The sequence below is a fragment of the Streptomyces sp. NPDC020958 genome (assembly GCF_055562175.1).
In genome coordinates this window covers 624,503-650,012 of record NZ_JBVHFU010000003.1, presented here as the reverse complement: position 1 = coordinate 650,012, position 25,510 = coordinate 624,503, and the positions used below count along the sequence as shown (strand labels likewise).

At 73.2% G+C, this 25,510-nt stretch carries 25 protein-coding genes; 16 read left to right on the top strand and 9 right to left on the bottom strand.

Going from position 1 to position 25,510, the window contains the following annotated elements; genetic code table 11:
* Positions 1–23: 23 nt before the first annotated feature.
* The 4 genes from ACZ3KP_RS13130 to ACZ3KP_RS13115 all read right to left on the bottom strand — a co-directional run bounded on the left by ACZ3KP_RS13130 (position 24) and on the right by ACZ3KP_RS13115 (position 5,757).
* Positions 24–1,451 (bottom strand): MFS transporter, encoded by a 1,428-nt coding sequence (locus ACZ3KP_RS13130; RefSeq protein ID WP_467498990.1) that lies wholly within the window; start codon positions 1,449–1,451, stop codon positions 24–26.
* Positions 1,340–2,587, bottom strand: a complete 1,248-nt coding sequence (locus ACZ3KP_RS13125; protein ID WP_467498988.1) for an acyltransferase family protein — start codon at positions 2,585–2,587, stop codon at positions 1,340–1,342. The genes ACZ3KP_RS13130 and ACZ3KP_RS13125 overlap by 112 nt, the downstream gene beginning before the upstream one ends.
* A gap of 43 nt (positions 2,588–2,630) precedes the next feature.
* A complete protein-coding gene (locus tag ACZ3KP_RS13120) occupies positions 2,631–4,319 on the bottom strand; it encodes an FAD-binding oxidoreductase (protein ID WP_467498986.1) in 1,689 nt (562 codons plus the stop codon).
* A 367-nt stretch (positions 4,320–4,686) separates the two neighbouring features.
* Positions 4,687–5,757, bottom strand: coding sequence for a VOC family protein (locus tag ACZ3KP_RS13115; protein ID WP_358987270.1), 1,071 nt, complete (start codon positions 5,755–5,757; stop codon positions 4,687–4,689).
* A 426-nt stretch (positions 5,758–6,183) separates the two neighbouring features.
* Here ACZ3KP_RS13115 and ACZ3KP_RS13110 point away from each other — a divergent pair, with 426 nt between their 5' ends.
* The 6 genes from ACZ3KP_RS13110 to ACZ3KP_RS13085 all read left to right on the top strand — a co-directional run bounded on the left by ACZ3KP_RS13110 (position 6,184) and on the right by ACZ3KP_RS13085 (position 11,048).
* Positions 6,184–6,627 (top strand): MarR family winged helix-turn-helix transcriptional regulator, encoded by a 444-nt coding sequence (locus ACZ3KP_RS13110; protein ID WP_046734646.1) that lies wholly within the window; start codon positions 6,184–6,186, stop codon positions 6,625–6,627.
* Between the two features lie 455 nt (positions 6,628–7,082).
* Positions 7,083–8,291, top strand: a complete 1,209-nt coding sequence (locus tag ACZ3KP_RS13105) for a sedoheptulose 7-phosphate cyclase (RefSeq protein WP_467498983.1) — start codon at positions 7,083–7,085, stop codon at positions 8,289–8,291.
* Positions 8,288–9,157, top strand: coding sequence for a cupin domain-containing protein (locus ACZ3KP_RS13100; RefSeq protein ID WP_467498981.1), 870 nt, complete (start codon positions 8,288–8,290; stop codon positions 9,155–9,157). Before ACZ3KP_RS13105 ends, ACZ3KP_RS13100 begins: the two co-directional genes overlap by 4 nt.
* Positions 9,154–9,540 (top strand): cupin domain-containing protein, encoded by a 387-nt coding sequence (locus ACZ3KP_RS13095; protein ID WP_467498979.1) that lies wholly within the window; start codon positions 9,154–9,156, stop codon positions 9,538–9,540. Before ACZ3KP_RS13100 ends, ACZ3KP_RS13095 begins: the two co-directional genes overlap by 4 nt.
* A 14-nt stretch (positions 9,541–9,554) precedes the next feature.
* On the top strand, positions 9,555–10,463 hold the full coding sequence (locus ACZ3KP_RS13090) for an NADP-dependent oxidoreductase (protein WP_467498977.1): 909 nt from the start codon (positions 9,555–9,557) through the stop codon (positions 10,461–10,463).
* Positions 10,464–10,571: 108 nt separating this feature from the next.
* On the top strand, positions 10,572–11,048 hold the full coding sequence (locus ACZ3KP_RS13085; protein ID WP_467498975.1) for a MarR family winged helix-turn-helix transcriptional regulator: 477 nt from the start codon (positions 10,572–10,574) through the stop codon (positions 11,046–11,048).
* 55 nt (positions 11,049–11,103) lie between these two features.
* Here ACZ3KP_RS13085 and ACZ3KP_RS13080 read toward each other — a convergent pair whose 3' ends face one another.
* Positions 11,104–11,712: a TetR/AcrR family transcriptional regulator gene (locus ACZ3KP_RS13080; protein ID WP_467498974.1), complete on the bottom strand. Its 609-nt coding sequence runs from the start codon at positions 11,710–11,712 to the stop codon at positions 11,104–11,106.
* A gap of 112 nt (positions 11,713–11,824) precedes the next feature.
* Between ACZ3KP_RS13080 and ACZ3KP_RS13075 the strand changes: the two genes are divergently transcribed.
* The gene (locus tag ACZ3KP_RS13075; RefSeq protein WP_467498972.1) at positions 11,825–12,592 is read left to right on the top strand and encodes an SDR family oxidoreductase; all 768 of its coding nucleotides are present in this window, start codon (positions 11,825–11,827) and stop codon (positions 12,590–12,592) included.
* Between the two features lie 97 nt (positions 12,593–12,689).
* Positions 12,690–13,082, top strand: a complete 393-nt coding sequence (locus ACZ3KP_RS13070; protein ID WP_467498970.1) for a hypothetical protein — start codon at positions 12,690–12,692, stop codon at positions 13,080–13,082.
* Positions 13,083–13,165: 83 nt separating this feature from the next.
* On the opposite strand, the gene ACZ3KP_RS13065 is transcribed toward ACZ3KP_RS13070, so the two are convergent.
* Complete coding sequence (locus ACZ3KP_RS13065) at positions 13,166–14,692, bottom strand: IucA/IucC family protein (RefSeq protein WP_467498968.1); 1,527 nt, start codon at positions 14,690–14,692, stop codon at positions 13,166–13,168.
* 94 nt (positions 14,693–14,786) lie between these two features.
* On the opposite strand from ACZ3KP_RS13065, the gene ACZ3KP_RS13060 reads away from it, so the two are divergent.
* The 3 genes from ACZ3KP_RS13060 (at position 14,787) to ACZ3KP_RS13050 (ending at position 18,455) form a co-directional block, all read left to right on the top strand.
* A complete protein-coding gene (locus ACZ3KP_RS13060; RefSeq protein WP_467498966.1) occupies positions 14,787–16,289 on the top strand; it encodes an IucA/IucC family protein in 1,503 nt (500 codons plus the stop codon).
* Between the two features lie 103 nt (positions 16,290–16,392).
* Entirely contained in the window at positions 16,393–17,655 is a 1,263-nt protein-coding gene (locus tag ACZ3KP_RS13055; RefSeq protein WP_467498964.1) for a VWA domain-containing protein, read from the top strand.
* Positions 17,655–18,455, top strand: a complete 801-nt coding sequence (locus ACZ3KP_RS13050) for a hypothetical protein (protein ID WP_467498962.1) — start codon at positions 17,655–17,657, stop codon at positions 18,453–18,455. Before ACZ3KP_RS13055 ends, ACZ3KP_RS13050 begins: the two co-directional genes overlap by 1 nt.
* Positions 18,456–18,511: 56 nt before the next feature.
* Here ACZ3KP_RS13050 and ACZ3KP_RS13045 read toward each other — a convergent pair whose 3' ends face one another.
* Complete coding sequence (locus ACZ3KP_RS13045) at positions 18,512–19,138, bottom strand: winged helix-turn-helix transcriptional regulator (protein WP_467498960.1); 627 nt, start codon at positions 19,136–19,138, stop codon at positions 18,512–18,514.
* Between the two features lie 81 nt (positions 19,139–19,219).
* Between ACZ3KP_RS13045 and ACZ3KP_RS13040 the strand changes: the two genes are divergently transcribed.
* The 4 genes from ACZ3KP_RS13040 (at position 19,220) to ACZ3KP_RS13025 (ending at position 22,344) form a co-directional block, all read left to right on the top strand.
* Positions 19,220–20,428 (top strand): pyridoxal phosphate-dependent aminotransferase, encoded by a 1,209-nt coding sequence (locus ACZ3KP_RS13040; protein WP_132891461.1) that lies wholly within the window; start codon positions 19,220–19,222, stop codon positions 20,426–20,428.
* A 123-nt stretch (positions 20,429–20,551) separates the two neighbouring features.
* Positions 20,552–21,151, top strand: a complete 600-nt coding sequence (locus tag ACZ3KP_RS13035) for a histidine phosphatase family protein (RefSeq protein ID WP_467498957.1) — start codon at positions 20,552–20,554, stop codon at positions 21,149–21,151.
* Between the two features lie 87 nt (positions 21,152–21,238).
* Complete coding sequence (locus ACZ3KP_RS13030; protein WP_467498955.1) at positions 21,239–21,856, top strand: hypothetical protein; 618 nt, start codon at positions 21,239–21,241, stop codon at positions 21,854–21,856.
* Positions 21,857–21,921: 65 nt separating this feature from the next.
* Positions 21,922–22,344: an acyl-CoA thioesterase gene (locus ACZ3KP_RS13025; RefSeq protein WP_467498953.1), complete on the top strand. Its 423-nt coding sequence runs from the start codon at positions 21,922–21,924 to the stop codon at positions 22,342–22,344.
* 295 nt (positions 22,345–22,639) lie between these two features.
* Here the strand turns inward: ACZ3KP_RS13025 and ACZ3KP_RS13020 are convergent, their stop codons facing one another.
* Complete coding sequence (locus ACZ3KP_RS13020; protein WP_467498951.1) at positions 22,640–23,041, bottom strand: winged helix-turn-helix transcriptional regulator; 402 nt, start codon at positions 23,039–23,041, stop codon at positions 22,640–22,642.
* Positions 23,042–23,174: 133 nt separating this feature from the next.
* Between ACZ3KP_RS13020 and ACZ3KP_RS13015 the strand changes: the two genes are divergently transcribed.
* Positions 23,175–24,608, top strand: a complete 1,434-nt coding sequence (locus ACZ3KP_RS13015; RefSeq protein WP_467498949.1) for an MFS transporter — start codon at positions 23,175–23,177, stop codon at positions 24,606–24,608.
* Between the two features lie 3 nt (positions 24,609–24,611).
* Here the strand turns inward: ACZ3KP_RS13015 and ACZ3KP_RS13010 are convergent, their stop codons facing one another.
* Entirely contained in the window at positions 24,612–25,466 is an 855-nt protein-coding gene (locus tag ACZ3KP_RS13010; protein ID WP_467498947.1) for an NAD(P)H-binding protein, read from the bottom strand.
* Between the last annotated feature and the right edge of the window lie 44 nt (positions 25,467–25,510).

The window sequence follows — 25,510 nt, the reverse complement described above, 5'->3', positions numbered from 1 at the left end:
ACCATGGTAGTCGCGCGTGACGGTCAGCGGGGGCGGCCCGTGACGGCCGGGTCCGACCGCCCCGTGCGCACGGCCCCGTCCGGTTCCCCGTCCGCTGCCCCGCTCCGCCGCCGGCGGCCCGGCACGGCCAGGGCGAGCAGGAGGGCGGCCGCGGTCAGGGCGGCACCGGCCGCGGCCACGGAGGGCACGGCACGGCCGTGTGCCAGCAGGACCCCGCCGAGCCAGCTGCCGAGCGCGATACCGACGCAGAACGCCGAGTTGTTGACGGTCAGCGCCATGGTCGGCGACGACGGACCGGCCGCGGCCACCATCTGGGTGTTGAGGGCCGGGATGGTGGCGAAGTAGGCGGCTCCCAGCAGGCAGAACAGGCCGGCCACGGCCCACTTCCCGGTGACCGGCAGGCCGAGCAGCAGCAGGCCGGCCGTGGCCGCGCCCAGGGTCACGAGCACGGTCCGGCGGGGGAAGAGGTCGGCGGCCCGGCCGCCGGCCGTGTTGCCGGCGATGCCGCCGGCGCCGTAGAGCAGGAGCAGCACGGTGACGGCCCGCGGCCCGAAACCCGCGGACTCGGTGAGATACGGCGAGGCGTACGTGTAGAGAGCGAACACCCCTCCCGTGCCGAGCACGATCAGCAGGGCGACGAGCAGCATCGGCCCCGCCGCGCCGAACCACCCGCGCGCTGCACGGTCACCCGCCCCGCCGTGCGGTCCGCCGGCCGCCGTCTCCCCGTACGGGGCGGTCGCCGCCGGGGCGGCGGCGGCCGGCGGTGGGGCGTCGGGCACCGTGCTCAGTGTCAGCAGCAGGGCGGCGGCCAGACTCAGCGCGGCCAGCGCCCAGAAGGTGGCGCGCCAGCCGAAGGCGTTCCCGATCAAGGTGCCGGCCGGGACACCGGCCACGCTGGACAGCCCGATGCCGAGGGTGACCTTGGCCCCCCAGGCGGCCCTGCGGTCCGCGGGCGCCATGTCCCGTGCCGTCGCGACGAAGGCGGCGATGAGCGTGGAGTGCACCACCGCGCTCGTCACCCGGCCGGCGACGAGCCAGCCGAAGCCGGGGGCGAGCGCGGCCAGCGCGTTGCCGAGGACGAACACGCCCATCATGCCGGGCATCAGCAGACTCCGGCGGAACCGTGCCGTGACCGCCGTGACGAACGGGCCGAGCAGCACCACCGCGAGGGCGTACACGCTGATGAGCATGCCGACGGCGGTCAGCGAGACACCGGCGTCCCGCGCGATCGCGGGCAGGATGCCGGCGACGACGCTCTCGGCGGTGCCGATGCAGAAGGTGCAGAGCATCATCGCGAAGACGGGCAGCGGCATGGTGACGGCCTCCTTGTCGGCGAGGGTCAGGTCGTGCCGAGGGGGACGGCGCGGTCGCTGTCGTCCCGCGGCGGCCGGGAGGCGTCCGGAGTCGCCGTACCGGACGCCTGCCGCGCCGTCCGGGCGCGGCGCGCCCATGCCCGTACCGCGGGCCGCTCGACGCCGACGTACAGCAGCCAGGCCAGCAGCAGGCTCACCGCGGCCACGAGGGCGGCCACGCCGACGGCCACGGCGGGCGAGTGAGCCGTCCGGAAGCCGAACCGTTCCTGCGTGACGGACAGCAGGATCTGGTGCACCAGGTAGAAGGCGAACGACACCTCGCCCAGCCACACCCAGACACGTCCGCTCACCGCGGTCCCCCGGCCCTGTGCGTCCCGTGCCGCGGCGGCGGAGATCAGCAGGGCGAACGGGACCACGACGACGGCGTTCAGGGAGAAGAGGAAGGGGACGTACAGGCTCGCCGCGTACGCCGCCACCGTGAGCGCCAGGGCAGGCAGCACTCCCAGTCCGACCCACCGGCCCGCCAGCACGATCCGTGCCATCAGGATGCCGAGCAGGAAGTCGAGCACCCGGACCGGCGGGAAGATGTACACGAGCCACATCTGGGTGATCGAGTGCCCGTACAGCGGCGAGTTGGCGTGGTGCGGCCCGAACGTCTCCCCGGTCGGCAGCAGTTGCACGGCCAGCGGCAGCAGAACGATCGCCGCACCGGTCCCGGCGGCCCACCACCACAGCCGTTCGGCGCGGATCCGGCCAACCGCGCGGTTCAGGGCCGGGAAGAGCAGGTAGAAGACGAGTTCGCAGGAGAGTGACCAACTGGGGTTGTTGATGCTGAAGAACACGTCGTCGCGCGGTATCCAGGCCTGCAGCAGCAGGAAGTTGGGGATGCCGCGCCCCCAGGTGGCCGACACGTAGGCGTAGGAGGCCAGCGCGAGGAAGAAGGTGACGACGTGGTTGGGATAGATCTTGACCAGCCGGCGGCCCCAGAACGCGCGGGAGGTGTCGTTGTCCCTGGCCGACCAGGTCAGTACGAAGCCGCTGAGGATGAAGAAGAAGGTGACACCGGCCCAGCCGCCGTTCTTCAGGGCGGAGGCGAACGGGCCGTGGCCCTCGCCGGTGGTGGAGTAGGCGTCGAGCAGCGACAGGTGGAACAGGAAGACCAGGAAGGCGGCGAAGAACCGCATCCCGGTGAGCGAGGGCAGCCGGGACGCGTGCCCCGGCACGGCGGAGGCGGTGGATCCGACGCCGGCGGATTCGACGGGAGCAGTGGACACGAGGATCACCTCGGTGTGTGAGAGCGGGCTGGGGTGGAGGGGGTCACGCGGGCCGCACCGACTGCGCGTGCCGGAAGAACCCGGTGGGGTCCCAGGTGGCCTTCGCCTTCTGGAGCCGCCGGTAGCCGTTCTTGTAGTAGAGGTCGTGCCACGGCACGCCCGAGGTGTTCCAGCGGGGATCGGCGAGGTCGACGTCGGCGTAGTTGACGAAGCAGCCGTCGTTGGTCTCGTTCGGTACCGGCACACCGCCGGTGGCGGCGAACATGTCCCGGTAGCACTCCCGGACCCAGGCGATGTTGGCCTCGTCGTCGGCCGCGTCGTTCCACAGCGAGACGACCTGGTACTTGAGCACGGAGTCGCGCTGCGGCACCGCCGTGTCGTCGGGGGCGACCCGGTTCACGTTGCCGCCGTACGAGGCGATCATGAGCAGCGCGCCCGGGTTGTGGAAGTCGTCGCGGGTCAGGTGCCGGTAGGCCGCGGCGATCTGGGCGTCGGTGTAGGTGCGCCGGGCGTAGACGGACTTGCCCTTGAACCTGACCGTGGGGTCCGGACCGGTGAAGCCCGGCCACTGGGTGGCGTGCAGCCACGGCACCCGCCGGTACTGACGGACCTCCGGCGTGACGCCGACCCCGGCACCGACCTCGGACACGTAGTTCTGCAGCAGCCGTTCGGCGCCGGGGGCGCCGGCGTCGATCAACGAGTCGAGCACGACCGCGCCGGCCGACTTGTGGAAGGGCTTGAGCTGGCTGAACAGGGCCGTGTACGGGGAGTCCGGAGCGCTGTTGCGGGTGTGCCAGTCGCCGTGGTTCCACATCAGCCGGGTGAAACGGGCCTCGGTCAGCTGTTCCCAGGGCCAGGCGACCTCGCTGAGCCATACCTCGCGCGGGGGCGTGGGGAGTTGGGCGGCGGGATCGCTGCCGGTGGCGTCCGGGGAGCGCAGCCAGTAGCGGGTGACCACGCCGAAGTTGCCGCCACCGCCTCCGGTGTGGGCCCACCACAGTTCCCGGTTGGGGTCGTCGGGTTCGCGGGTGGCGGTGACCGCGCGGGCGGTCCCGTCCGCGCCGACGACCACGACCTCGATGCCGTAGAGGTGGTCGACCGCGAGTCCGTCGCGCCGGCTCATGGCACCGTAGCCGCCGCCCTGAATGTGTCCCCCGGCCGCGACGGTCGGGCAGTTGCCGGCCGGGAGGTAGACGCCCCAGCCCTTGTAGAGGCGGTCGTACACGCGGCCGAGTTGGGCACCGGGCCGGACCGAGAACGCCCGGCGCTGCGCGTCGTAGGAGATCTCGTCCATCCGGGAGAGGTCGAGGACGACGGTGATGTCCTGGTCGGTGGTGAAGTTCTCGTAGCAGTGGCCGCCGCTGCGGACGGCCAGTCGCCTGCCGGAGTCGACCGCCTGCTGCACGGTCCGCACCACGTCGGCCGTGGAGGTGGCCAGCACGATCCGGTCCGGGCTGCCGACCCAGCGCTGGTTCGTACCGCGCCGCAGGTCGGCGTAGCGCCGGTCCGTCGGGCGCACGGTGACGGGCGCCGGGTCCGCGGCGGCGGGGGCTGCCGGGTGGTCCGTCCCCGCCGCGACGGCGGGCGTCAGACCGGCCGCGGTGACCGCGAGCGCACCTCCCGCGGCGGCGGTGCCGGAGAGAAACGTCCGACGGTGCACGCGCCGGCCCACCGGTACGGAGGCGAGGGCGGTGAGGGCGGAGTCGGGGGGTGTGAGATCGGGCGAAGACATGAGCGAGTCCTTGCGGTGATGGGGTGGTGACGGTGGAAAGGCACGCGGACGAGCGCACGCGGGGTTCGTACACGGGGCCCGTGGACACCGGCCCCTCTCGCGCGGGATCCGTACGTGCCGGGTACGTGCTCGCCGGGTCCCTCCGGGGGCCGGCGGCGGCATGCCGTGCAGGGGTCGAGTGGGGTGCGGACGGTGCCGGCCCGGCCGGGAAAGCGCTGGCCCGGCGGGGATCCGGTTCCCCGCGGGTCGGTTGCGGGTGGGGGCGGCGGTGACGCCGTGCCGGGCGGCCGGCCCTGGCCGGGCAGGGCTTTCCGGACCGCACGGAGAAACGTTTACCCCTAAGGGAGGCGGCAGTTGGGGCTCGGCGTCAGGGGCGGTCGTGCCAGCGCAGGCCGCCGGGAGTGGCGCGCCGGGCCGAGGTCATGGTCTCGTACGGCAGTGCTCCGTCCGGCATGTTGATGATCTCCATCTGGATGCCGATCGGGGTGCTGAAGTACAGCCAGCGGTCACCCGCGATGGGGCCCTCGGTGATGGTCTCCGGGTCGCCCATCAGCCGTACGCCCCGCTGCTCGCGGAGATAGGAGGCGGCCGCGTCCACGTCGTCCACGTAGAAGGCCAGATGATGACCGCCGACGTCGCTGTTGCCCGGCGGCCGGGACCGCAGCGCGCCCGTCCCGCTCTGGGTCAGTTCGCAGTTGGCGGTCGGTCCGGTGCGCAGCAGCGTCCGCCGGGACCGCTCGGCGCCGGGCGGCCAGTGCCCCTCCGCCCCGTCCGTCGCACCCTCGGTGTGCTCCACCGGTTCGGCTCCGAGCACGTCGGTGAAGAAGGCGGTGGCGGCGTCCAGGTCGGCGACCGTGTAGCCGACGTGCTCCACGCCGAGCAGGCCCAGCGACCGCTGGACGGCGTTCGCGTACCGCGCCGGGCCGGGCACGAAGCCCCCGTGGGGACGCGGCCCGGGGCCACGCAGCGAGAGCAGCATGCCCCAGGGCGTCAGGAACCAGCGCCGGGCCCCGTCCAGGGCGTCCGGCGGACCGAGGCGGACGGTGCCCGCCCGGCGCAGGTGCTCCTCGGCCAGGTCCGGGTCCGCCACCGCGAGGGCGAGGTGGTGGCCGCCCACGTCGTTCGGGCCGGGCGGCGCGACCGACTGGCCGGGGGCGGTGTACTGGAAGAGCTCCAGATTGCTGTACGGGCCGAGCCTGACGAGCGCGACCTGGGCCGTGGCCCGTGGATGGACGCCCAGTTTGCGGGTCATCCAGTCACCCACGGGGTCCTCGACCGGCCCCTCCCGGTAGCAGAGCTCGCCTCCCAGCACACCGGTGACGTAGGCGATGGCCTCGTCGAGGTGCGGCACCGTGAAGGCGTAGTGGTCCACGGCCCGCGCCGTGGGCAGGCCGGAGAGCACCGGTGTGGACGACGATGCCGTGCCGGTGTTGAGCATGGTTCCCCCTTGGAATGGTGCGCCGGGTGCTGGGCACCGCACGGCAACACGAATGCTCGGACTGCGGCCACCTGCTCGCGACCAGGGGCCGGCCAAGGGCGACAGTATGGCAATGTCGATGCGCACGCAAGGAACAAGGGCGTCGACCGAGCCGCGAGGGACCATCCCGTATGGCCTCCCAACTGGGGTTTTGCCATGCAGAAGTTGGTCCGTCGAACGGTCACCGGTTCAAGGAACCGTGAATCTCGTTGTGCGGGCATGTAAAAGGCGGATGGCAGGAGGGTTTCCTTGACTGCCACCGCCTCGTACCCTGGGTACGGCCTGCCCGTCCCGGCCGCCCCGGGACCGAGCCTGCCCCTCCCTCACCGTGCCCGGAAGGTCCTCCGGCGGACGGCGGAACCCTCGGGCACCCCGAAAGGCGACATCATGCGAACGCGCAAGGAAGACAGCGTCGAACTGTGGAGCCAGTTGTCGGTTCTCGTCGCCGAGGTCGGCACCACGCTGGACCGCAGGCTCTCCGAGGACTTCGACCTGGGCCTCACGGACTTCCTCGCGCTGCGGGCGCTGAGCAACGGCGACCCGGCGGGCATCCGCATGAACGAACTCGCCCAGCTCCTCGGCCTCAACCAGTCGTCGGCCACCCGCGCCGCCCAGCGCCTGGAGACCCGGGGCCTCGCCCAGAAGGGGGCCCACGGGACGGACCGCAGGGGCGTGGTGGTGCGCATCACGGACGCCGGCCGGTCCACGGTCGCGGACATCGGCAACCTCTTCCGCCGCGAGGTCGGCATGGCCCTGGAGGTGGCGTCCGTGGACAGTCGGACCAGTTCGGTGGTCGCCCGACTGCGGTACGCACCGACCCTCGACCAGTAACCTCCGCCCGGCCAGGCCCCCCGTCGAACGGGGGGCTTTTCACGTCCCAGCCGGTACGCCGGCACGAGGCGGACGACCTGATTCCTTGCGGAAGCATGCATGCATTGACCACTTCAAGCCATCCCGGATCTCCCGATCCGATCAATACCCCCAGACGGCAGCGCATTTGCCCCCACCTAGGGGTCAACTTTCGGCCGCCCATTCCGTCGACATCGCCATCATGTCCTTGCGTGCGCATCGAACGTTGTGCCAGGGTCGACACGGCGACGGGGGGCAGGCCACGGTGAGGTGGCCGGATCCGGCGCACGCGGCCCTGAGGGCTTCGCGGCGCGGATCATCGAACGAACTGCCCCGACCGGATTCGCGACGAACCCGAACCGAGACTCTTCGTCGGAGGCGGAAGCCTGATGCAGCAGGAAACCCGGACCACACGTGACAACGAAGGTCTTTTTGCCGTGGGCAGCCCGGTCACCCACTGGTCGGTGCAGACCAGCAACCCGGTGCAGTACGAGATACGGGCCTGCGAGAACCTGCTCGACCCCGAGAACACCACCATCCTGGAGGACGCCCCGAGCAGTGGCGGCCAGCGGCGCTTCGTCGTCACCGACCGCGTGGTCGACGAACTCTACGGCGACCGGATCCGCGCCTACTTCGAGCACCACGGGGTCGGCCACCGGGTGTTGGTGCTTGACGACGGCGAGACGCACAAGTCGGTGAACGCGGTGCTGCACGTGGCCGAGGCCCTCGACGCCTTCGGCATCGACCGCCGTCGTGAACCCGTCATCGCCATCGGCGGCGGCGTGCTCATGGACATCGTCGGCTTCGCCGCCAGCCTCTACCGGCGCTCCACCCCGTTCATCCGCATCCCCACCACCCTGATCGGACTGGTGGACGCGGGAGTCGGCGCCAAGACCGGCGTCAACCACAACGGTCACAAGAACCGGCTCGGCACCTACTTCCCGGCCGACCGCACCCTGCTGGACCGGTCGTTCCTGGCCACGCTCGACGCACGGCACATCAGCAACGGACTGGCCGAGATCCTCAAGATCGCGCTGATCAAGGACGCCCGCCTGTTCGACCTGCTCGAACAGCACGGCGCCGACCTGCTGAGCACCAAGCTGCAGAGTCCGGCGTCCGTCGGCCCCACCCCGGCCGACGTACCGGTGGACCAGCGGCTCGCGGCCCGCGGACTGCACCTGGACCCCGCGACCGAGGTGGTCGAGCGGGCGATCCAGGGGATGCTGGAGGAACTCCAGCCCAACCTGTGGGAGAAGGTCCTGGAACGGGTGGTCGACTACGGGCACACGTTCAGCCCGACCATCGAGATGCACGCGCTGCCCGCGCTGCTGCACGGGGAGGCCGTGGCCGTCGACATGGCGCTCACCACGGTCATGGCCGAGCGCCGCGGACTGGTCAGCGCCTACCAGCGGGACCGTGTCCTCGGGGTGATGGCCCGCCTGGGGCTGCCCGCCTGGCACCCCCTGTGCACGCCGGAGACGCTGGTGGACGCGTTGCGCGACACCGTGCGGCACCGTGACGGCAAGCAGCGGCTGCCGCTCCCGGTCGGCATCGGCAGCGCCGTGTTCGTCAACGACGTCACCGAGGCCGAACTCGGCGCGGCGGCGGAGGCGCTCGGCACGCTGGTCTCGGGAGTCTCCCGGTGACCACCCAGGCCACCACCACACCCGAACCGACCACCGCCACCTCCGAACCGGCCACCGGCCACCGACCGGTCCCCGCCCCCGAACCGACCGCCGGCCCCCGGCCGGTCCTCGGCCCCGCGGCCGGCGGTCACCCCCGTGCCTTCCGCTCGATCGGGACCGTGGCCGGCGCCGCGACGGTCTACGGCGTGCACGGCGCCGCCGGGCGCACGCACTGGAAGTGCTTCGCGGGCCGCCGCCAGCTGGACTCCGCGACCGAGGCCGTCGAATGGGCCTCCATCCCGCCGGGCGGACTCAGCGGGGAGCACCGCCACACCCGTACCGAGGAGATCTACCTCGTCCTGCGTGGACACGGGGAGTTCCTCTTCAACGGCGTCGCCCACCCCGTCGGGCCGGGATCGCTCGCCCTGACGGCGCCCGGGAACATCCACGGGCTGCGCAACACCGGGGCCGTCGACCTCGACTGGTGGGTCATCGAAACACTCGCACCCGGCACCGACGCCGTCCTGTCCGGAGCCGACCTCAGCCACCCGGGAGTTCCCCCTATGGGCGACGCAGTCATCCACGACCTCTTCCGTGAAGGGACCGTCGGCACGGACGGCGTCTTCACCGGCCCGCTGCGCCGGGTGGCGTCCGTCGAGCTGGACGCGGGTGAACAGACCCCGCTGGGCTCGCCCGACGCGGAACTCGCCGTCTTCGTGCACGACGGCACCGGCCGGGCGACCGCCGACGGCACCACGGCCGAACTGGCGCCGGACACCTGTGTCACCCTGGCCGCCGGTTCGTCCACCGCCTTCGAGGCCGTCACCCCGCTGCGACTGCTGGTCGTGACCCTCGCCCTCCCCGGGCACCGGGTGGAGGCGTCGTGATCATCTCGACCACCACCGAGGCGGTGCTCGCCGACGTGGGCGACGGCCCGGCGGGAGCGTGGACGTGCCTGGTGCGCCGGGGGATGCTGCACAGCGAGTGCGAAGCGGTGGAGCACTGGCGGCTCCCGCCCGGCGCGGCCCTCGCGGCGACCCCCGAGCACGGCGTGGAGGAGGCGGTCCTCGTGCTGGAGGGTGACCTGCTGCTCGGTACGTCCACCGGCGAACGTTCCGTGCGGGCAGGGCAGTTGGTGCTGGTACCGCACGGTCTACTGGCGCGGCTCACGGCGGTCGGGGGCCCGGTGCGGCTGCTCACCGTCCGCACCCTCGCCGCCTCGGTCACCGACCGGCTCCCCGCCCGTGTCCCCGAGTTGGTCCCCTCCTGAAAGCGAACAGACAGATGCGTGCTGTGGTCCTGACCACTTACGGCGGCCCGGACCGGCTCGCCGTCCACGAGGTGCCGGAACCGGCCCGTCCGGAACCGGACGGCGTCCTGGTCCGGACCGCCGCGGCCGCGGTCAACCCCGTCGACCTCCAGACCCGCGCCGGTCTGCACGCCGGACACAGCGCCGTCCGGCCGCCCATGGTGCTCGGCTGGGACGTGGCGGGCACCGTCACCGCGGTGGGCGCCGAGGTCACGGGGTTCGCCGTCGGTGACCCCGTCGTCGCGATGTCCGCGCAGATGGCCACCGGACGCGGCACCTACGCGGAGACGGTCGCCCTCCCGGCCGGCATCGTCGCGCCCGCCCCGGCCTCGGTCGCGCCGTCCGCCGCGGCCGGGCTGCCGCTGGCCGGGCTCACCGCCTGGCAGGCACTGGACGTCCTCGCCCTGCCGGCCGGTGCCTCGCTGCTGGTCACCGGCGCGGCCGGCGCGGTCGGCGGGCTGGCGGTGCAGCTCGCCCGGCTGCGCGGGCTGACGGTGGTGGCCCAGGTCCGGTCCGCCCGGGACACGGACGAGGTGCTGGCCCTGGGTGCGGACCGGGTGGTGCACGACGTGCCCGCCTCCGGGACGGGCGTCGACGGCCTGCTGGAGACGGCAGGCCTGCCCGGGGCGATCGGGGCGGTACGGGAGAACGGGCGCGCGGTCTCCATCGTGCCCACCCGGCTGCCGGTCGCGGAATGCGGCATCAGGGTCGACGTCTCCCACGTGGAGCAGGACGGCGCACGGCTCGCCGCGCTCGGCGCCCTGGTCGACCGTGGGGAGCTGCGGCTGCGCACCGCTGAGGAGTTCGGGTTCGAGGAGGCGCCCGAGGCACACCGGCTGCTGGCCGCCGGCGGGGTGCGGGGCAAACTCCTGCTGCTGCCCTGACCTGGCCGCCGGACGCCCGGCGGCAGGGACCGCACGCAGACCCGACACCGGGGGACGGAAACGGAACGCCGGGCCCCCCGAGACAGAAGGACCGAGGACAGCGACGCCGTGGCAGAGCCGCACGACGATGACGACCGGGCCCCGGATACCGAGAGCATCTCCCGGCTGTGGGAGCGGGTCGTACCCATGTTCTCCCTGTTGCAGGGGCGGATGGACCGTACATTGACGCACCGTCACGGTGTCGGGGTGGGACCGCTGATGGCCTTGGGCGTGCTGGTCCGCGAGCATCCGGAGTCGGTGACGGTGGGCGGGGTCGCCCGGCGGCTGGGTCTGAGCGTCTCGGCGGCCAGCCGGATGCTCGCCCACCTGGAGCGCGCGGGCTGGACGGTCCGGGTGGCCTGGCCCTGCGACCGGCGCACCAGCCGGGTCGCGGCCACGGACTCCGGGTTACGGCTGTGGAGCCGGGCCAGCGAGACGCTCGACCGCGAACTGGACCACGCCTTCGGGACGTTGCGGTTCGACGAGAAGTACGCGCATGTCGTGGCCCGCCTGTGCCGGGCGCACGAGGAGCCGCCCGCGCGCTGACCGCGGGGCGGCGGGCGACAGGCGAGGGGCGACAGGCGGCGGGACGGCCCTCGCCTCAGGAGGACGGTTCGGGCCAGACCGCCATGGCGTACGCGGCCACGCGGCGCAGCTCCTCGGTGGTCGCCCCGTCCCGGGCCTGCTGGGACATGCCCTGCACGACCGCGGCGAAGTAGACGGCCAAGGCCCGGGTGTCGGTCCCCGCGGGGAGCGAGCCCAGGGCCTTGGCCTCGTTCAGGCGCTCCTCGAAGGACCCGACGTTCGCCGCCCTGCGGGTACGCAGGTCCCGCTCGACGTCGGCGGTCCCCGGGGAGTAGTTGGTCGCCGCGGAGATGACCAGACAGCCCGCCGGGTGCGTGGGATCGGTGTAGGACACCGCCGCCTCGTCCAGCATCCGGGCGAAACCCGTGCGGGCGTCGCTCTCCTCGGCCAGCGCGTTCCCCATGAACGCACCGAAGGTGCTGCCGTACCGGTCGACGACCTCGGTGAAGAGGGCGCGCTTGTCGCCGAAGGCCGCGTACAGGCTCGGCGGCGAGATGCCCATGGCGGCGGTCAGGTCGGCGACGGACGTGCCCTCGTAGCCGTGCTGCCAGAACAGCAGCGTGGCCTGGACGAGTGCGACCTCGCGGTCGAAACTCCGCGGCCTGCCGCGCTTGGTCGTAGTCATGCCTGAATTTTACAGCGATCGCTAAAGAATGCGTGTAGGCTGAATACGTAGCCATCGCTACAGAAGTCCATCGCAGAAGTTCGCACCACAAGTACGGGACGAAGGGAAGACCATGGGCACGCTCACGGGGAAGACGGCACTGGTGACGGGCGGCAGCCGCGGGATCGGGCGGGCGATCGCCGAGCGGCTCGGCGCCGAGGGAGCGCTGGTGGCCGTGCACTACGGGCGCAACGCCGCGGCCGCCGAGGAAGTCGTCGAGGCCGTCCGGGCCAAGGGCGGCAGCGCCTTCGCGGTCCAGGCCGAACTGGGCACCCCCGGCGACGTGGCGACCCTCTGGGGGGGCTACGACCGCCAGGCCCTTGAGCACTCGGGCAGCACCGACCTCGACGTGCTGGTCAACAACGCGGGCGTCACCCCGCGCGGCGAGATCGGGGACACCACGCCCGAGGCGTTCGACGAGGCCGTCGCCGTCAACATGCGCGCGCCGTTCTTCCTCACCCAGCAGGGGCTCAAGCGGCTCCGGGACGGCGGACGGATCGTCAACATCTCGTCGGGCGCGACCCGGATCGCCCTCACCGACATCATCGCGTACGCCATGACCAAGGGCGCGATCGACGCCTTCACGCTCACCCTCGCCAAGGCGGTCGGCGGCCGTGGGATCACCGTCAACTCGGTGGCTCCCGGCATCGTCGACACCGACATCAACGCGTCCTGGCTGCGGGGCAACGAGGCGGCTCAGCAGTCCGCCGCGGAGCTCTCGGCGCTCGGCCGGGTGGGCCGCCCCGAGGACATCGCCGACGTGGTCGCCTTCCTCGCCTCCGACGACGCGCGCTGGGTGACCGGACAGGTCGTCGACGCCACCGGCGGCTCCCAGCTCTGACCGACGGCCGCCACCGGGCGGGACCGGAGCCACGCACGGGTGTCAACGGGGACACCGCGATCACACGCACACCAGACACTCTGCAGCTGGAGGCCCCATGCACGTCGTCATCGCCTGGTGGGACAAGCGACGCACCACCGCGGCCGGCACCGCCCGGCCGTGCCCGTCCGGACCGGCGGGCAGCCGCCCGGCCGGCACCCGTCCCGCGGGCACCCGTCCGGCGGCCCCCGCCGTCGGCGGCGCGCTCCCGAGTGACTTCCCCGGTCTGCGGAGCGGCCGGTGGATCACCGATCCGACGGCCGATCTGCAGGGCCTCGCGCTGATCTGGGACTCGGCGGCCAGCGCGGACCTCTTCCTGCCCGCCCTCTCCGAGCGGACGTTCGGCTGCGCGCCCTCCCACCGGTGGGTCTTCGAGGTACGCGACACCGCGTCGCCCGACGAGGATCCCGAGGGGCTGCCGGGCGAACTGGAGCTGCTGCTCCACGCCTGAACGGCACCCGGCCCGCCGGCCGCGGACGACAGCAGCCGGCGGGCAGTCCGCAGGCCGGGCGGGAGCGGTCGGCCGACGCGGTTTCAGGCCAGCGGGTTGGGCAGCGGCAGGTACCGGGCGTCGGCGCCGTCCGCCCCGGTCCAGCGCAGCAGCAGGTTCGTCTTGCCCGGCAGGGCAGGCGACGCCAGCAGTTCGGTGACCTCCGGGACCCGGTGCCGGGCCAGCTCCCGCCGCGCCGCGGGCCACGGGTCGAAGCCGGCGTGGCGCTCGGCGAGCGCGGCGGCGACCTCCGTGAGGTGGTTGACGACCAGGCAGTACACCAGCCGCTCCCACCCGGCGGCCCGGTCCACGTCGGTGAGCAGCTTGACCCCTTCGGCGTCCCGGAACAGCGCCTGCACCGGCGTGCCGTCCGCGTCCACGGCCACCAGGGTGTTCTGCAGGTGCGCCTCCAGTACGACGCCGTGGTCGGCGAAGGCCGCGAGGACGGGGGGTACGACCGCCCGCAGGTACGCCTCCCACCAGGCCCGCGGATCGGCCGCCGTGGTCAGCGGGTCGCCGTCGAAGCCCTCCACCAGACCGGCGGCGAGCAGCGGGGTCGCCCCGGGCAGCAGTGGTCCGCGCAGCCCGTCCCGGACGATGACCGCGAGTTCCTCGAAGGCGAACCGGGCGGTGCGGTAGCCGCGGTCGCCGAGCCAGCCGGCCGGGCCCTCGACCGCCGTGAACGCGGCGCTCGCCGCGGTGTTCGTACGGGACAGTTTCCGCAGGTCGTGCGCCCACAGCCGGCGGATGTCGTTGGTGATGCGGACATCCAGGCTGAACTTCAGGAAGAGATCGCGCACCGGCTCGTACACCGTGCGGATCGCCGCCGTCGGCCAGGCCGTGAAGTGGCTCTCGCCGAGGCGCAGCAGCCGGCCGTCCGCGAAGGCGGGGGCCAGGTCGCGGGCGGCCAGGTCGAGCTGCCAGGGGTGGGCGGGCAGCAGCCGGTAGCCGGGCGGTACGGCGGCCAGCCGGTCCAGCGCCGACGTGTCGCCCTCCTCCGCCACCTCGTCCTCGCGCACCCCGAGCAGCACCAGCGGGAACCGGGCGTGCGCCTCGGGGGCGTACGGCAGCCAGGCGGTGACCGGGCCGCCGCCGCGTGCCTTGGGGGCGGGGTGGTAGGGATGGCCGGTGATGAGGGACTGCTCCGAGCGCAGGTACGGGTCGTCGGGCGCCGTCGCCCCGGCGCGTGCGGTGAGCAGCGCGGCGACCGCGTCCCGGCTGTCGATCATCTCGGCGGGCAGGTCGCCGTTGGACAGCCCGGTGTGCCGGCGCAGCTCCTCGCTGACGAGTTTCACCAGTTCGGCGTGGCCGAGGCGGCGCCAGGCGCCGTCCGCGTACACCTCGGGGGCGGCAGGCCTGCGCTCGCCGCGCACGCGCAGCAGCCGCCCGCCGCCGGGCAGCCGGTAGACCCGCGGCTCCCCGTCCCCGACACCGTCCGCGTCGCCCGCAGCGGTGCCCGGGAGCGGCTGGGCCACCTCCCGCAGGAGGCAGTTCAGCAAGGGGGCGGCGGCGTACGCGTCGGCGCGCTCCGCGACGGCGTCGCTGGGGGGCATGAGGTCCACGCGTTCCATTCGTTCGCTACGTCCACACAGTCCGATCACGATCAGTATGTCTCTCGACGACGGTCATCATGACCGTGGTACCCGTCCCCCGAGGAGTCCCCCCGTGCACCGTCCCTCCCCCATCGAGAACCGGCTCGCCGCCGAGCTGGCCGAGGCGCGGCCGGATCTCGTCGACCGGTACTGGGCCGAGCTGCCGGGTGCGCGGGCGGCGGTGCTGACCCGGCTGTGGCGGGCGCTGGCGCACGAGCCGCTGCCGTGGGTGGTGCGCCGGGTGCGCGGGGCGCACGGTCTGGCCGTCCGGCTGGCCGACGGGCGGGCGCTGCACGGCCCGCACGCGGATCCGTTCGCCACCGGCGCGTACGTGACGGCGGTGCGTCTGGACGGTACGTCCTACGACGATCCGGCGCGGCTGGTGACCGACCTGGGGTGGCCGCACGCGGCGGGCCTCGCGGCCGAGTTGGGGCACAGTGCGGCCTCGCTCGCGCTCTCGCGGGCCGGTCAGGAGGCCGGTTCCCGGGAGTGGCCCGCCCGGGACTGGCAGTGGGAGCAACGGGTCGTCGACGGGCACCCCTTTCACCCCAACTGCCGTTCTCGGCCGGGATTCTCGGTGGCGGAGCAGCTCGCGTACGGGCCGGAGCACCGGCCGGTGGTGCGGCTGGAGACGGTCCCGGTCCCGGCCGGGGAGTGTCTGCTGACCGGTGACTGGCCGGAGGAACTGCGGGACGGCGGGCGGCTGCTGATTCCCGTGCATCCCTGGCAGGCCGCCCATGTCCTCAAGGGCGGCGCGGAGCCCTGGCGTGCCGCGCACCCGCTGATGTCCCTGCGCACGCTGGCGCTGCCGGACGGACCGCACGTCAAGACGGCGCTCAGCGCCCGGCTCACCTCGTCCGTGCGGGACATCTCCACGTACTCGATCGGCGCGGCGGTGACGCTGTCGTCGTTCGCGACGGATCTGGCGGCCCGCACCGACGGACTCCTGCACGTCACCCGCACGCTGGGCGCGGCCACCGCCGACTCGCCGGATCTGGCGGCGGTGCTGCGCGAGTCGCCGCAGGCCTGTGCGGCGCCGGGCGAACGGGTGCTGCCGGTGGCGGCCCTGGCCACCACCACCCTCCCCGCATCACCCTCCTGGCTGGCCGAGTTCACCCGCCTCACCCTGACGGTGGGGCTGCGGCTGCTGGACCTGGGTGTGGCCCTGGAGGCGCACGGCCAGAACCTCCTCCTGGTGCTCTCCGGGACCGGCGCGCCGCTGCGCCTGGTCTACCGCGACCTGGCCGACATCCGGCTCAGCCCCGCCCGGCTGACCCGGCACGGCATCACCCCACCGGAGCTGACGGGCCGCCAGGTCACGGACGACGAGACGGTCCTGCGCCGCAAGCTGTTCGGCTCGCTGGTCGCGGGCGCGCTGGCGGGCACGGCGGGTTCCGGGCCGGCCCTGGCGAACGCCCTGGCCACGGCCGCGGCCCAGCTGCCCGCCACCCCCGATCTGACGGCGCTGCTCGAACAACCCCTGCCAGCCAAGGCGTTGACCCTGATGCGGCTGTCGCCACAGGTGCCGGGGGACCAGTGGGCGGCGCTGCCGAACCCGCTTGCGGGCGCCGGCTGACCGATGGGGCTCCCGCTGCCCGGAGTTGGCCTTCCGGCCACCCGCGCGTCGGCGCCAGGACCTCGTTTTGGAGCCCGGCACCCTGGATCAATAAGATCCGCCGATGATCAGAACACAACGGCCGGTGGCAGGAGTCTGCGCGCTGCTCGCCGCCCTGGCCGCCGGGATAGCGTTCCCCGGCCCGGCGGCCGCCGACGAGACCGACCAGGCGGCTCCCAAGGTGGAGCTCGTGCTCGACGTCAGCGGGTCCATGCGGACGGCGGACATAGACGGCGGGACGCGGATGGCCGCGGCCAAGCAGGCGTTCGACGAGGTGCTGGACGCGACGCCCGAGGCGGTCCAACTCGGCATCCGCACCCTCGGTGCCAACTACCGTGGCAACGACCGCAAGGAGGGCTGCAAGGACACGGCGCAGCTCTACCCGGTCAGCACCCTCGACCGCACCGAGGCGAAGACCGCCGTCGCCACCCTCCAGCCGACCGGATGGACGCCGATCGGCCCGGCGCTGCTCAAGGCCGCCGACGATCTGCAAGGCGGCTCCGGCACCCGCCGTATCGTCCTGATCAGCGACGGCGAGGACACCTGCCAGCCGCTGGACCCCTGCGAGGTGGCCCGGGAGATCGCCGCCAAGGGCATCGGGCTGACCATCGACACCCTCGGACTGGTGCCGGACGCCAAGACCCGCGACCAGCTCAGCTGCATCGCGGACGCGACCGGCGGCACCTACACGTCGGTCGAGCACAAGAAGGAACTGACCAACAGAGTGGGCCAGTTGGTGGACCGGGCCGCCGATCCGGTGGTGACGCCGGTGGCCACCGAGGGGACGGACCAGTGCTCGTCCGCACCCTCGCTGAAGTCCGGCCTGTACACCGACCGCGAGGAGTTCGGTCAGCAGCGCTGGTACAAGGTGGACGTCGACCCCGGCCAGGAGCTGCGCACGTCGGTGAGCGTCGCGGCCGACCGGGCGGTCAACGCCAACTACGGGGTGCTGCTGCGCGCGGTGACCGCGAGCGGGCGCGAGATCGTGCGCGGTGAGGCCTCGGGGACGGGCCGTACGGACGTCATCTCGACCGGGTTGCGGTACCCGAAGGCGAAGAGCGACGACGAGGACGCCAGCGCGGAGACCGTCTGCCTCCAGGTGACCAACTCCTTCTCGGCCGCGGCCGGGGTGAAGACCAGTCCCGGTCTGCCCCTCGAGCTGACGGTCGACGTGGTGGACGGCCCCTCGAAGGCGAGCGACGTCGCCTCCTTCGGTCTCGGCCGCGGCTGGTGGCTGCTCGGCGCCCTGGTGCTGACCGGTTTCCTCGCGGGTCTGGTGTGGGGCTGGGTGTCGCGCTGGCGGATCGCGGTCTGGAGGACCAACTGATGCGGATCACACGAGTGCTGAGTGCGGCCCTGCTGGCGGTGGGCCTGGCGGCGGGTCCGGCGGTCGCCGACTCCTCCCCCTCCCCCAGCGCCTCCGAGGACGGCGGCGCGCCGACCCGGGCGGGCACCTCCTTCCGTACGGCGACGGAACTCGACCAGGGCCAGCGGGCCACGGCCGGCGGCTCCACGGGCGACTACCTGTACTGGTCGTTCCCGGCGGACGCGGGCCAGCGCCCCGACGTCACGGCGACGGTGAAACTGCCCGCCTCGCACGCGGCGCAGACCTGGGGGATCGACGTGTACGACGGTCTGCGGCGCCGGCAGTCCTGCCAGTACGGCGCCGCGACCCGCACGGCCGCGCAGGACGTCTCCTCGGTGGAGCTGGCCTGCGTGCTGCGCACGGTACGCGCCTGGTCCGAGCCGTGGGCGAACGATCCGCTGCCCGGCACGTACTACATCAGGCTGACGGTGCTGAACCTGAGCACGGCCGACCTCGGCCAGCCGGTCAGCGCCGAGGTGCGGGCGGACTCCCAGGACATCGGCGGCTCGGCGGCGGTGGACGGTTCGCTGGCGAAGCCGCTGGTGCCGGGCATCGCCGTCCAGTCCGAGTCCGGTGACGGGGACAAGAGGGCCGCGGTGCTGTCCAGCTTCGGCTCCGACGACGGCTGGTCGTCCGGCTGGTGGACGGACCGCTGGGTGTGGACCGCGGTCGGCGGTGTGCTGGCCGCGCTGGCGGGCATCGGCGGGTACGCGCTGACGCGGGGGGCGGGCCGGCCGTCACGGGTGCCGCCGGGCGCCTGATCCTGGACGAACCGTATGGACCGGGCCCTCCGTTCGCGGTGGGCCCGGTCGCCGTTTCAGGCCTCGCGCAGCGCCTTGGCCAGTGCGCCGTCGCCCGTCACCGTCACCCGCCCGCCGCGTACCGCGTCCGGCAGCGCCAACTCCCCCCGGGCCAGGGCCGTACAGGTCTCCGTGTCCAGCAGGAGCCGGGCGTCGGGGTCCACCGGGGCCGGGCCGTCGCCGTACACCGGGCCGTCCTCCGCGCCGACGCGCAGGTGGAACTCGCCCTCCTCCAGCCGGACTTCCACCAGCCCCTCGCCTTCCAGGAACCGCAGCAGCGGCAACGCGAACCAGTGGGCGCGGGCCGCGTCCGTGGGGCGCCGCTCGCCCAGCTCCGGCTCGCCCCACTTGCCCAACGCCTGGAGCACCGGGAGCAACTCCCTTCCGCGCGAGGTGAGTTCGTAGACGTAGGCCGCACCGGGCGGGGGCAGCCGCCGCCTGGTCGTGAGTCCGTCCCGCTCCATGTCCTTCAGCCGGGAGGCGAGGACGTCCGTGCTGACGCCCGGCAGATCCGCGTGCAGGTCGGTGTAGCGGCGGGGACCGGCGAGCAGCTCCCGGACGATCAGCAGGGTCCAGCGGTCGCCGACGACGTCGAGGGCGCGGGCCGCGGAACAGTACTGGTCGTAGCTTCGGCGAGGTGACATGCGACGCAGTCTAGACAAGGTGTTGGACTTTCCAAGCTCCCACTTGGTAAAACCAAGCAACACGAGTTCCCGGAGGGGCGCATGGAGTTCCGGCAGTCCAACAAGCTCAGCGAGGTCTGTTACGAGATCCGCGGGCCGGTGATCGAGCACGCCAACGCGCTGGAGGAGGCGGGCCACAGCGTGCTGCGCCTGAACACCGGCAACCCCGCGCTGTTCGGCTTCGAGGCGCCGGAGGAGATCCTCCAGGACATGATCCGGATGCTCCCGCAGGCGCACGGCTACACGGACTCGCGGGGCATCCTCTCCGCCCGCCGGGCGGTGGCGCAGCGCTACCAGACGCTGGGCCTGGAGGTCGGCGTCGACGACGTGTTCCTCGGCAACGGCGTCTCGGAGCTGGTCTCCATGGCCGTACAGGCGCTGGTCGAGGACGGCGACGAGATCCTCATCCCGGCCCCCGACTTCCCGCTCTGGACGGCGGTGACCACCCTCGCCGGCGGCAAGGCGGTGCACTACCTCTGCGACGAACAGGCCGACTGGTACCCGGACCTGGCCGACATGGAGGCGAAGATCACGGACCGCACGAAGGCCGTGGTCGTCATCAACCCGAACAACCCGACCGGCGCCGTGTACCCCAGGGAGATCCTGGAGGGCATCCTCGACCTGGCCCGCCGGCACGGCCTGATGGTCTTCGCGGACGAGATCTACGACCAGATCCTGTACGACGACGCCGTCCACCACTCGACCGCGGCCCTCGCCCCCGACCTGGTGGTCCTCACCTTCTGCGGGCTGTCCAAGACCTACCGGGTGGCGGGCTTCCGTTCCGGCTGGCTGGTCGTCACCGGCCCCCGGCAGCACGCGAAGGACTACCTGGAGGGCCTGACCATGCTGGCCTCCATGCGGCTGTGCGCCAACGCGCCCGCGCAGTACGCCATCCAGGCCGCGCTCGGCGGCCGGCAGTCCATCCGCGAACTCACCGCCCCCGGCGGACGGCTGCACGAGCAGCGCACGGTGGCGTGGGAGAAGCTCAACGAGATCCCCGGGGTGTCCTGCGTCAAACCGAAGGGCGCCCTCTACGCCTTCCCGCGCATCGACCCCAAGGTCCACCCCATCCACGACGACGAGAAGTTCGTCCTCGACCTCCTCCTCCAGGAGAAGATCCAGGTCGTCCAGGGCACCGGGTTCAACTGGCCCGCCACCGACCACTTCCGCATCCTCACCCTCCCCCACGCGGAGGACCTGGAGACGGCGATCGGCCGGATCGGACGGTTCCTGAGCGGGTACCGGCAGTAGGAGCCCGCGGAGCTGCCCGAGCGCCACCGAGGCCCCGTGCTGCTCCTTCCGGTGGACCCGCGGCACCGCCGGCGGGCGCGTGACGTCGCCGAAACGGAGCGCCGGGCTCTTAGCCTCTGACGCATGGCTGATGTCTTTCTCGTCCGGCACGGTGAGACCGAGTGGTCGCGGTCCGGACGGCATACCGGGTGGACCGACGTGCCGCTCACCGAGCACGGCAGGGACGAGGCACGGCGGCTGGAGCCGCTGATCCGCTCCCACCGCATCGGTGCCGCCTTCGTCAGCCCACTGCGGCGGGCCCGCGAGACCGCCGAGCTGATCGGGGTGGACGACGCCCGGGTCGACGCCGACCTGCGGGAGTGGGACTACGGCGGCTACGAGGGCGCGACCACCGTGGAGATCCAGCGCACCCGGCCCGGCTGGTTCCTGTTCACCGACGGGGTGGCGCCCGGCCCGCCGGACCGTCCCGGGGAGAGCCCGGAGCAGGTCGGGGAGCGGGCCGACCGGATGCTGGCCAAGGTCGACGCGGCCCTCGCCGACACGGAGGGGGTCGTGCTGCTGGTGTCCCACGGACACTTCCTGCGCGTCCTGACCGCCCGCCGCCTCGGCCTGCCCGCGTCCGCCGGGGCCCTCTTCCAACTGGCGACCGGGACGCTGTGCCGGCTCGGCACGGAGCACGACCGGCCGGTGATCACGGGCTGGAACATCCGGCCCGGCGGGTAGCGGGACCCCGTTGTCAGTGCCCGGTCGTACGCTGCGAAGTGGCCGCTCACCGGGCGGCCGCGGACGCCGACCGCCGGGAGGAGCACCGTGACCCGACCGCCCACCGCCGCGCAGCGGCGTGTCATCGACGCCGCCGACCCGGTCACCGGGCGGCTGCGGGGTACTCAGGCGCAGCTCGCGGCACTGGTGAAGCGCGGGCTCGCCTTCCGGCACCCGCGCCCGCCGCACGACCACTTCCTGACGCCGGCCGGGCACCGGACACGCGAGAATCCGGAGCGGCCGGCCGTAGCGGAGCCCGAGCCGGCCCACGGCTTCGCCGCGCGGGTCGGCGGGGAGGAGCGGGCCGACGGCGGGTCCGCCCGGGCTCGCGAGGTGCACAGCGCCTGGCAGGGACTCCTCGAACTGCGCCGGATGACCAATCCCGACGGCGCCACGGACCGGCCCTGCGGCTGGGAGCGGACGCACCTGGTGCGGGCCGCCGCGCTCGCCCTGGAGGCGGCCGGACACCCGCCGGAGGGACCGGAGGGGCCCGGCTACCGCGTCCGGGCCACCGCGCAGCCGGAGGCGGTCGCCGTGTACGCGCCCGACGGGCAGGGCCTGCGGGCGTGCGCGGGCACTCTGGAGGGGGCGGGCTGGCAGACCGGCGAGTACACCGAACCGCGGACCAGGAGGCGCTATCTGCTGGCATCGCCGCGCCGGGTGTGACGCCCGTGCCAGGATGCCGACGAAGGATCAGTGCGTCGTCCACGAGAGCACGAGAAGGGGAAGTCGTGAGCGAACCGTATTCCGTCCGCGTCACGGTCCGTGGCTACGAGACCGACGTCCAGGGGCACCTGAACCAGGCGGTGTACATCAACTACGCCGAGCACGCCCGCTGGTCGCTGCTCCAGGCCGCCGGGATCACCCAGGCCCAGCTGGTCGGCCGGGGAGTGGGGCCGGTGGCCCTGGAGACCACCATCCGGTACGAACGCGAGCTGGTCGCGGGTGACGAGGTCGACGTGACCTGCGCGTTCGAGTGGGGCGGCGGCAAGACCTTCCGGGTACTCCAGAAGATCACCAAGACGGACGGCACGCTCGCCGCCGAGGTCGACGCGGTCGGCGGGCTGCTGGATCTGAAGACCCGCAAGCTGGTCGCCGACCCGCGCGAGGTCTTCAAGGAACTCACCTCGTCCCTGGAGCTGTTCGGGCTCTGACGCGACCCGCGCCCGCCGCACCGGCTAGGGACTGTCCGGCGGTCATGCCGCAGACGCGGGGTCCGGCACGCCCTCCCCCACTGCCCGAAAGGCGGGGGGGGACCCCCAGCGGCGTTGTCGTCGGTCCCCGACGTCCCCCAGCCTCCGGCCGGGAGGTGCCCCCACCGCGTCGCCCGCCGCGGCAGCGGCTGATCGGCCACGGCTCCTCCGCCGTGCAGCCGGACGCCCCAGACCCCGCTCACCTCGGCCGACGAGTCACCCTTGCTTTCCTGCGACCTGATCCGCCGGACAGCCCCTAGACGTCGAGCAGCTCCGGACGGTGTTCGGCGTCGTAGGCCGCCCGTGCCTCGGCCACGTACCCGCGGTTGCGCTCGGCCCAGTCGGTCAGCCGCAGCAGGGTCTCGTGCAACTCCACGGCCACCGGGGTGAGTTCGTACTCAACCTTCGGCGGCACCGTCGGATGGACGGTGCGGGTCACCAGCCCGTCGCGCTCCAGGTTGCGCAGGGTGAGGGCCAGCATCCGGCGGCTGATGCCCTCGATGCCGCGCTCCAGTTCGGTGAACCGGATGGGGCCGTGCGCGGCCGCGACCAGGATCTGCACGCTCCATTTGCCGGCCACCCTGTCAAGAACCTCGCGGACCGGGCACGCGTGGGCGTTCACCACCTGGGTGGTAACAGTGGTGTTCCTCTGGGACATCGAGCTGCCTCCTTACGTCGTCCTCCGATGGTCACTCACCATGAACCCCGTTACAAGTCGTGCGCCTTGCGCACGATCGGTTCCCGTCGGTGTCCCTGACGACTTCGACGGCGATTGCGGAGGCCAGAAGGTCATGTCGACCACGACCGGCACACCGGCCGCACCGGTGACTCTTCCTCGAACATACCCGCGCCGGGCGTCCCTCGCCGTGCTGTGCGCGGGTGCGCTGATGACGATCCTGGACGGCAACATCGTCACGGTGGCGATGCCGGCCGTCCAACGCGACCTGGACTTCAGCGGTCCCGGGCTGGCCTGGGTGGTGAACGCCTACCTGATCCCGTTCGGCGGTCTGCTGCTGCTGTTCGGCCGTCTGGGTGATCTGCTGGGCCGCAAGCGGATGTTCTCGGCCGGGCTCGCCGTCTTCACCGCGGCCTCCGTGGCCTGCGGGCTGGCCACGAGCCAGGGCGCGCTGATCGCCGCACGGGCCGTGCAGGGCGCCGGCGGGGCGATGTCCTCGGCGGTGGTCCTCGGCATGCTGGTCGCGCTCTACCCCGAGCCGCGGGAACAGGCGCGCGCCATCGCGGTGTTCAGTGCGGTCGGGTCGGTGGGCGCCACCCTCGGCACGTTCCTCGGCGGGGCGCTGACACAGGCGCTGAGCTGGCACTGGATCTTCCTGATCAACCTGCCGATCGGGGTGGCGGCCTGGCTGGCGGCACTGCGCGTGCTGGCCCGCGACTCCGGCACCGGACTGGGCGGCGGCGCGGACTGGCCGGGCGCCGCCCTGGTCACCGGCGCGCTGATGCTCACCGTGTACGTGATCGTCGGTGCCGGCGACCGCGGCCCGGCCGCCACCGCCGCCCTCGCCGTGCTCGCCCTCGCGCTCCTCGTGGCGTTCGCCGTCCGCCAGGCCCGGGCCGACCGCCCCCTGCTGCGGCTGCGCATCCTGCGCTCCCGGTCGTTGAGCGGCGCGAACGGCGTGCAGGTCCTGATGGTCGCCACCATGTACGGCTTCCAGTTCCTCGGCGCGCTCTACCTCCAACACGTCCTGGGCTTCGACGAGTTGGGCACCGGCCTGGCCTTCCTGCCGGCGCCGCTCGCGATCGGCGTGCTGATGCTCGGGCTGTCGGCGCGCCTCACCGGCAGGTTCGGGGGGTACCGGGTGCTGCTCGCCGGGCTGGTGCTCATCACCGTCGGGATGGCCCTGCTGAGCCGGGCGCCCGCCGACGGCTCGTACGCGGCCGACGTGCTGCCGCCGATGCTGCTGATGGCGGCCGGGTTCGCCGCGGCCATGCCCCCGCTCACCGGTCTCGCCATGTCCGGCGCCCGCCCACAGGACGCCGGACTGGCCTCCGGTCTCTTCAACTCCACTCAGGTGGTGGGTGGTTCGCTCGGACTGGCCGTCCTGTCCACGCTCGCGGCGAGCCACACCGGCGGGCTGCTGCACCGGGGTGCCGAGCTGGTGCCGGCCACGGCGGAGGGCTACCGGCTGGCGTTCCGGGTGGCGACGGTGATCGCTGCGGCGGCCCTGGTGCTGGCGGCGGTCACGCTCCGGCCGGACGAGGAATGAGCCTCAGTCCGTCTCGAACAGGCTCCGGTTGTCCTCGGCCCAGGTCCGGAAGGGCCGGGCCGGGCGGCCCAGCACCTCGGGTACGTCCCCGGTGACCACCGCGTTGCCGCCGGCCCGGACGAACGCCACCCCCGTCAGGACACCGTCGGCACGGGAACCGTCCATGCCCCAGGCGGTGCGCAGGAAGTCGCGCGTCCCGGCCTCGGACAGGTCCCGGGTCGGGACCGGGCGGCCCAGGACCTCGGCGAGTACGGCGGCCTGGCCGGGAACGCTGATCGCCTCGGGACCGGTCAGGGTGTACGTCCGCCCGGCGTGCCCGGCCTCCAGCAGGGCCCGCACCGCCACCTCGGCGATGTCCCGCGGGTCGATCACGCCCGACGCGCCGTCCCCGGTCATGTTGGGCACCGGCTCACCCGCTCGCAGCGCCGGGATCCAGGTCAGTGTGTTGGAGGCGAACGAGGAGGGCCGCAGCACCGTCCACTCGGCCCCGCTCTCCCGCAGCGCCTGCTCGCCCGCCACGTGCCAGAGCCCGGAGGGTCCGACGGCGGGGTCGCCGGTGCCGATGGCGGAGAGCTTCACGAGCCGCTCCACGCCCGCGGCCCGGGCCTCCGCGACCAGCGCCGCGTCCTCCCCCGCGTCGGGGCCGGGCGGCCTGAGCAGGAAGGCGGCCGTCGTCCCGGTGAACGCGGCGGCCGCGGAAGCCGGGTCCGTGCAGTCCCCGCGGACCACCTCCACCCCGGCCGGCACCCGCGCACTCGCGGGGTCGCGGGTGAGCGCACGCACCTTCGCGCCACGCTCGGCCAGTTGTCGTACGAGATCGCTCCCGATGGTGCCCGTGGCACCCGTCACCAGAATCATGCCGTCCACGGTGGGGTCGCCGGGGCGAGCGGCTCTTGGAAATT

Excerpts from the sequence above, each read along its gene's own strand:
- ACZ3KP_RS13130 (WP_467498990.1), bottom strand. The coding sequence starts at position 1,451 with ATGGGCGCGCCGCGCCCGGACGGCGCGGCAGGCGTCCGGTACGGCGAC.
- ACZ3KP_RS13120 (WP_467498986.1), bottom strand. The coding sequence starts at position 4,319 with ATGTCTTCGCCCGATCTCACACCCCCCGACTCCGCCCTCACCGCCCTC.
- ACZ3KP_RS13115 (WP_358987270.1), bottom strand. The coding sequence starts at position 5,757 with ATGCTCAACACCGGCACGGCATCGTCGTCCACACCGGTGCTCTCCGGC.
- ACZ3KP_RS13110 (WP_046734646.1), top strand. The coding sequence starts at position 6,184 with ATGCGAACGCGCAAGGAAGACAGCGTCGAACTGTGGAGCCAGTTGTCG.
- ACZ3KP_RS13090 (WP_467498977.1), top strand. The coding sequence starts at position 9,555 with ATGCGTGCTGTGGTCCTGACCACTTACGGCGGCCCGGACCGGCTCGCC.
- ACZ3KP_RS13080 (WP_467498974.1), bottom strand. The coding sequence starts at position 11,712 with ATGACTACGACCAAGCGCGGCAGGCCGCGGAGTTTCGACCGCGAGGTC.
- ACZ3KP_RS13075 (WP_467498972.1), top strand. The coding sequence starts at position 11,825 with ATGGGCACGCTCACGGGGAAGACGGCACTGGTGACGGGCGGCAGCCGC.
- ACZ3KP_RS13070 (WP_467498970.1), top strand. The coding sequence starts at position 12,690 with ATGCACGTCGTCATCGCCTGGTGGGACAAGCGACGCACCACCGCGGCC.
- ACZ3KP_RS13065 (WP_467498968.1), bottom strand. The coding sequence starts at position 14,692 with ATGGAACGCGTGGACCTCATGCCCCCCAGCGACGCCGTCGCGGAGCGC.
- ACZ3KP_RS13055 (WP_467498964.1), top strand. The coding sequence starts at position 16,393 with ATGATCAGAACACAACGGCCGGTGGCAGGAGTCTGCGCGCTGCTCGCC.
- ACZ3KP_RS13050 (WP_467498962.1), top strand. The coding sequence starts at position 17,655 with ATGCGGATCACACGAGTGCTGAGTGCGGCCCTGCTGGCGGTGGGCCTG.
- ACZ3KP_RS13045 (WP_467498960.1), bottom strand. The coding sequence starts at position 19,138 with ATGTCACCTCGCCGAAGCTACGACCAGTACTGTTCCGCGGCCCGCGCC.
- ACZ3KP_RS13040 (WP_132891461.1), top strand. The coding sequence starts at position 19,220 with ATGGAGTTCCGGCAGTCCAACAAGCTCAGCGAGGTCTGTTACGAGATC.
- ACZ3KP_RS13035 (WP_467498957.1), top strand. The coding sequence starts at position 20,552 with ATGGCTGATGTCTTTCTCGTCCGGCACGGTGAGACCGAGTGGTCGCGG.
- ACZ3KP_RS13020 (WP_467498951.1), bottom strand. The coding sequence starts at position 23,041 with ATGTCCCAGAGGAACACCACTGTTACCACCCAGGTGGTGAACGCCCAC.
- ACZ3KP_RS13015 (WP_467498949.1), top strand. The coding sequence starts at position 23,175 with ATGTCGACCACGACCGGCACACCGGCCGCACCGGTGACTCTTCCTCGA.
- ACZ3KP_RS13010 (WP_467498947.1), bottom strand. The coding sequence starts at position 25,466 with ATGATTCTGGTGACGGGTGCCACGGGCACCATCGGGAGCGATCTCGTA.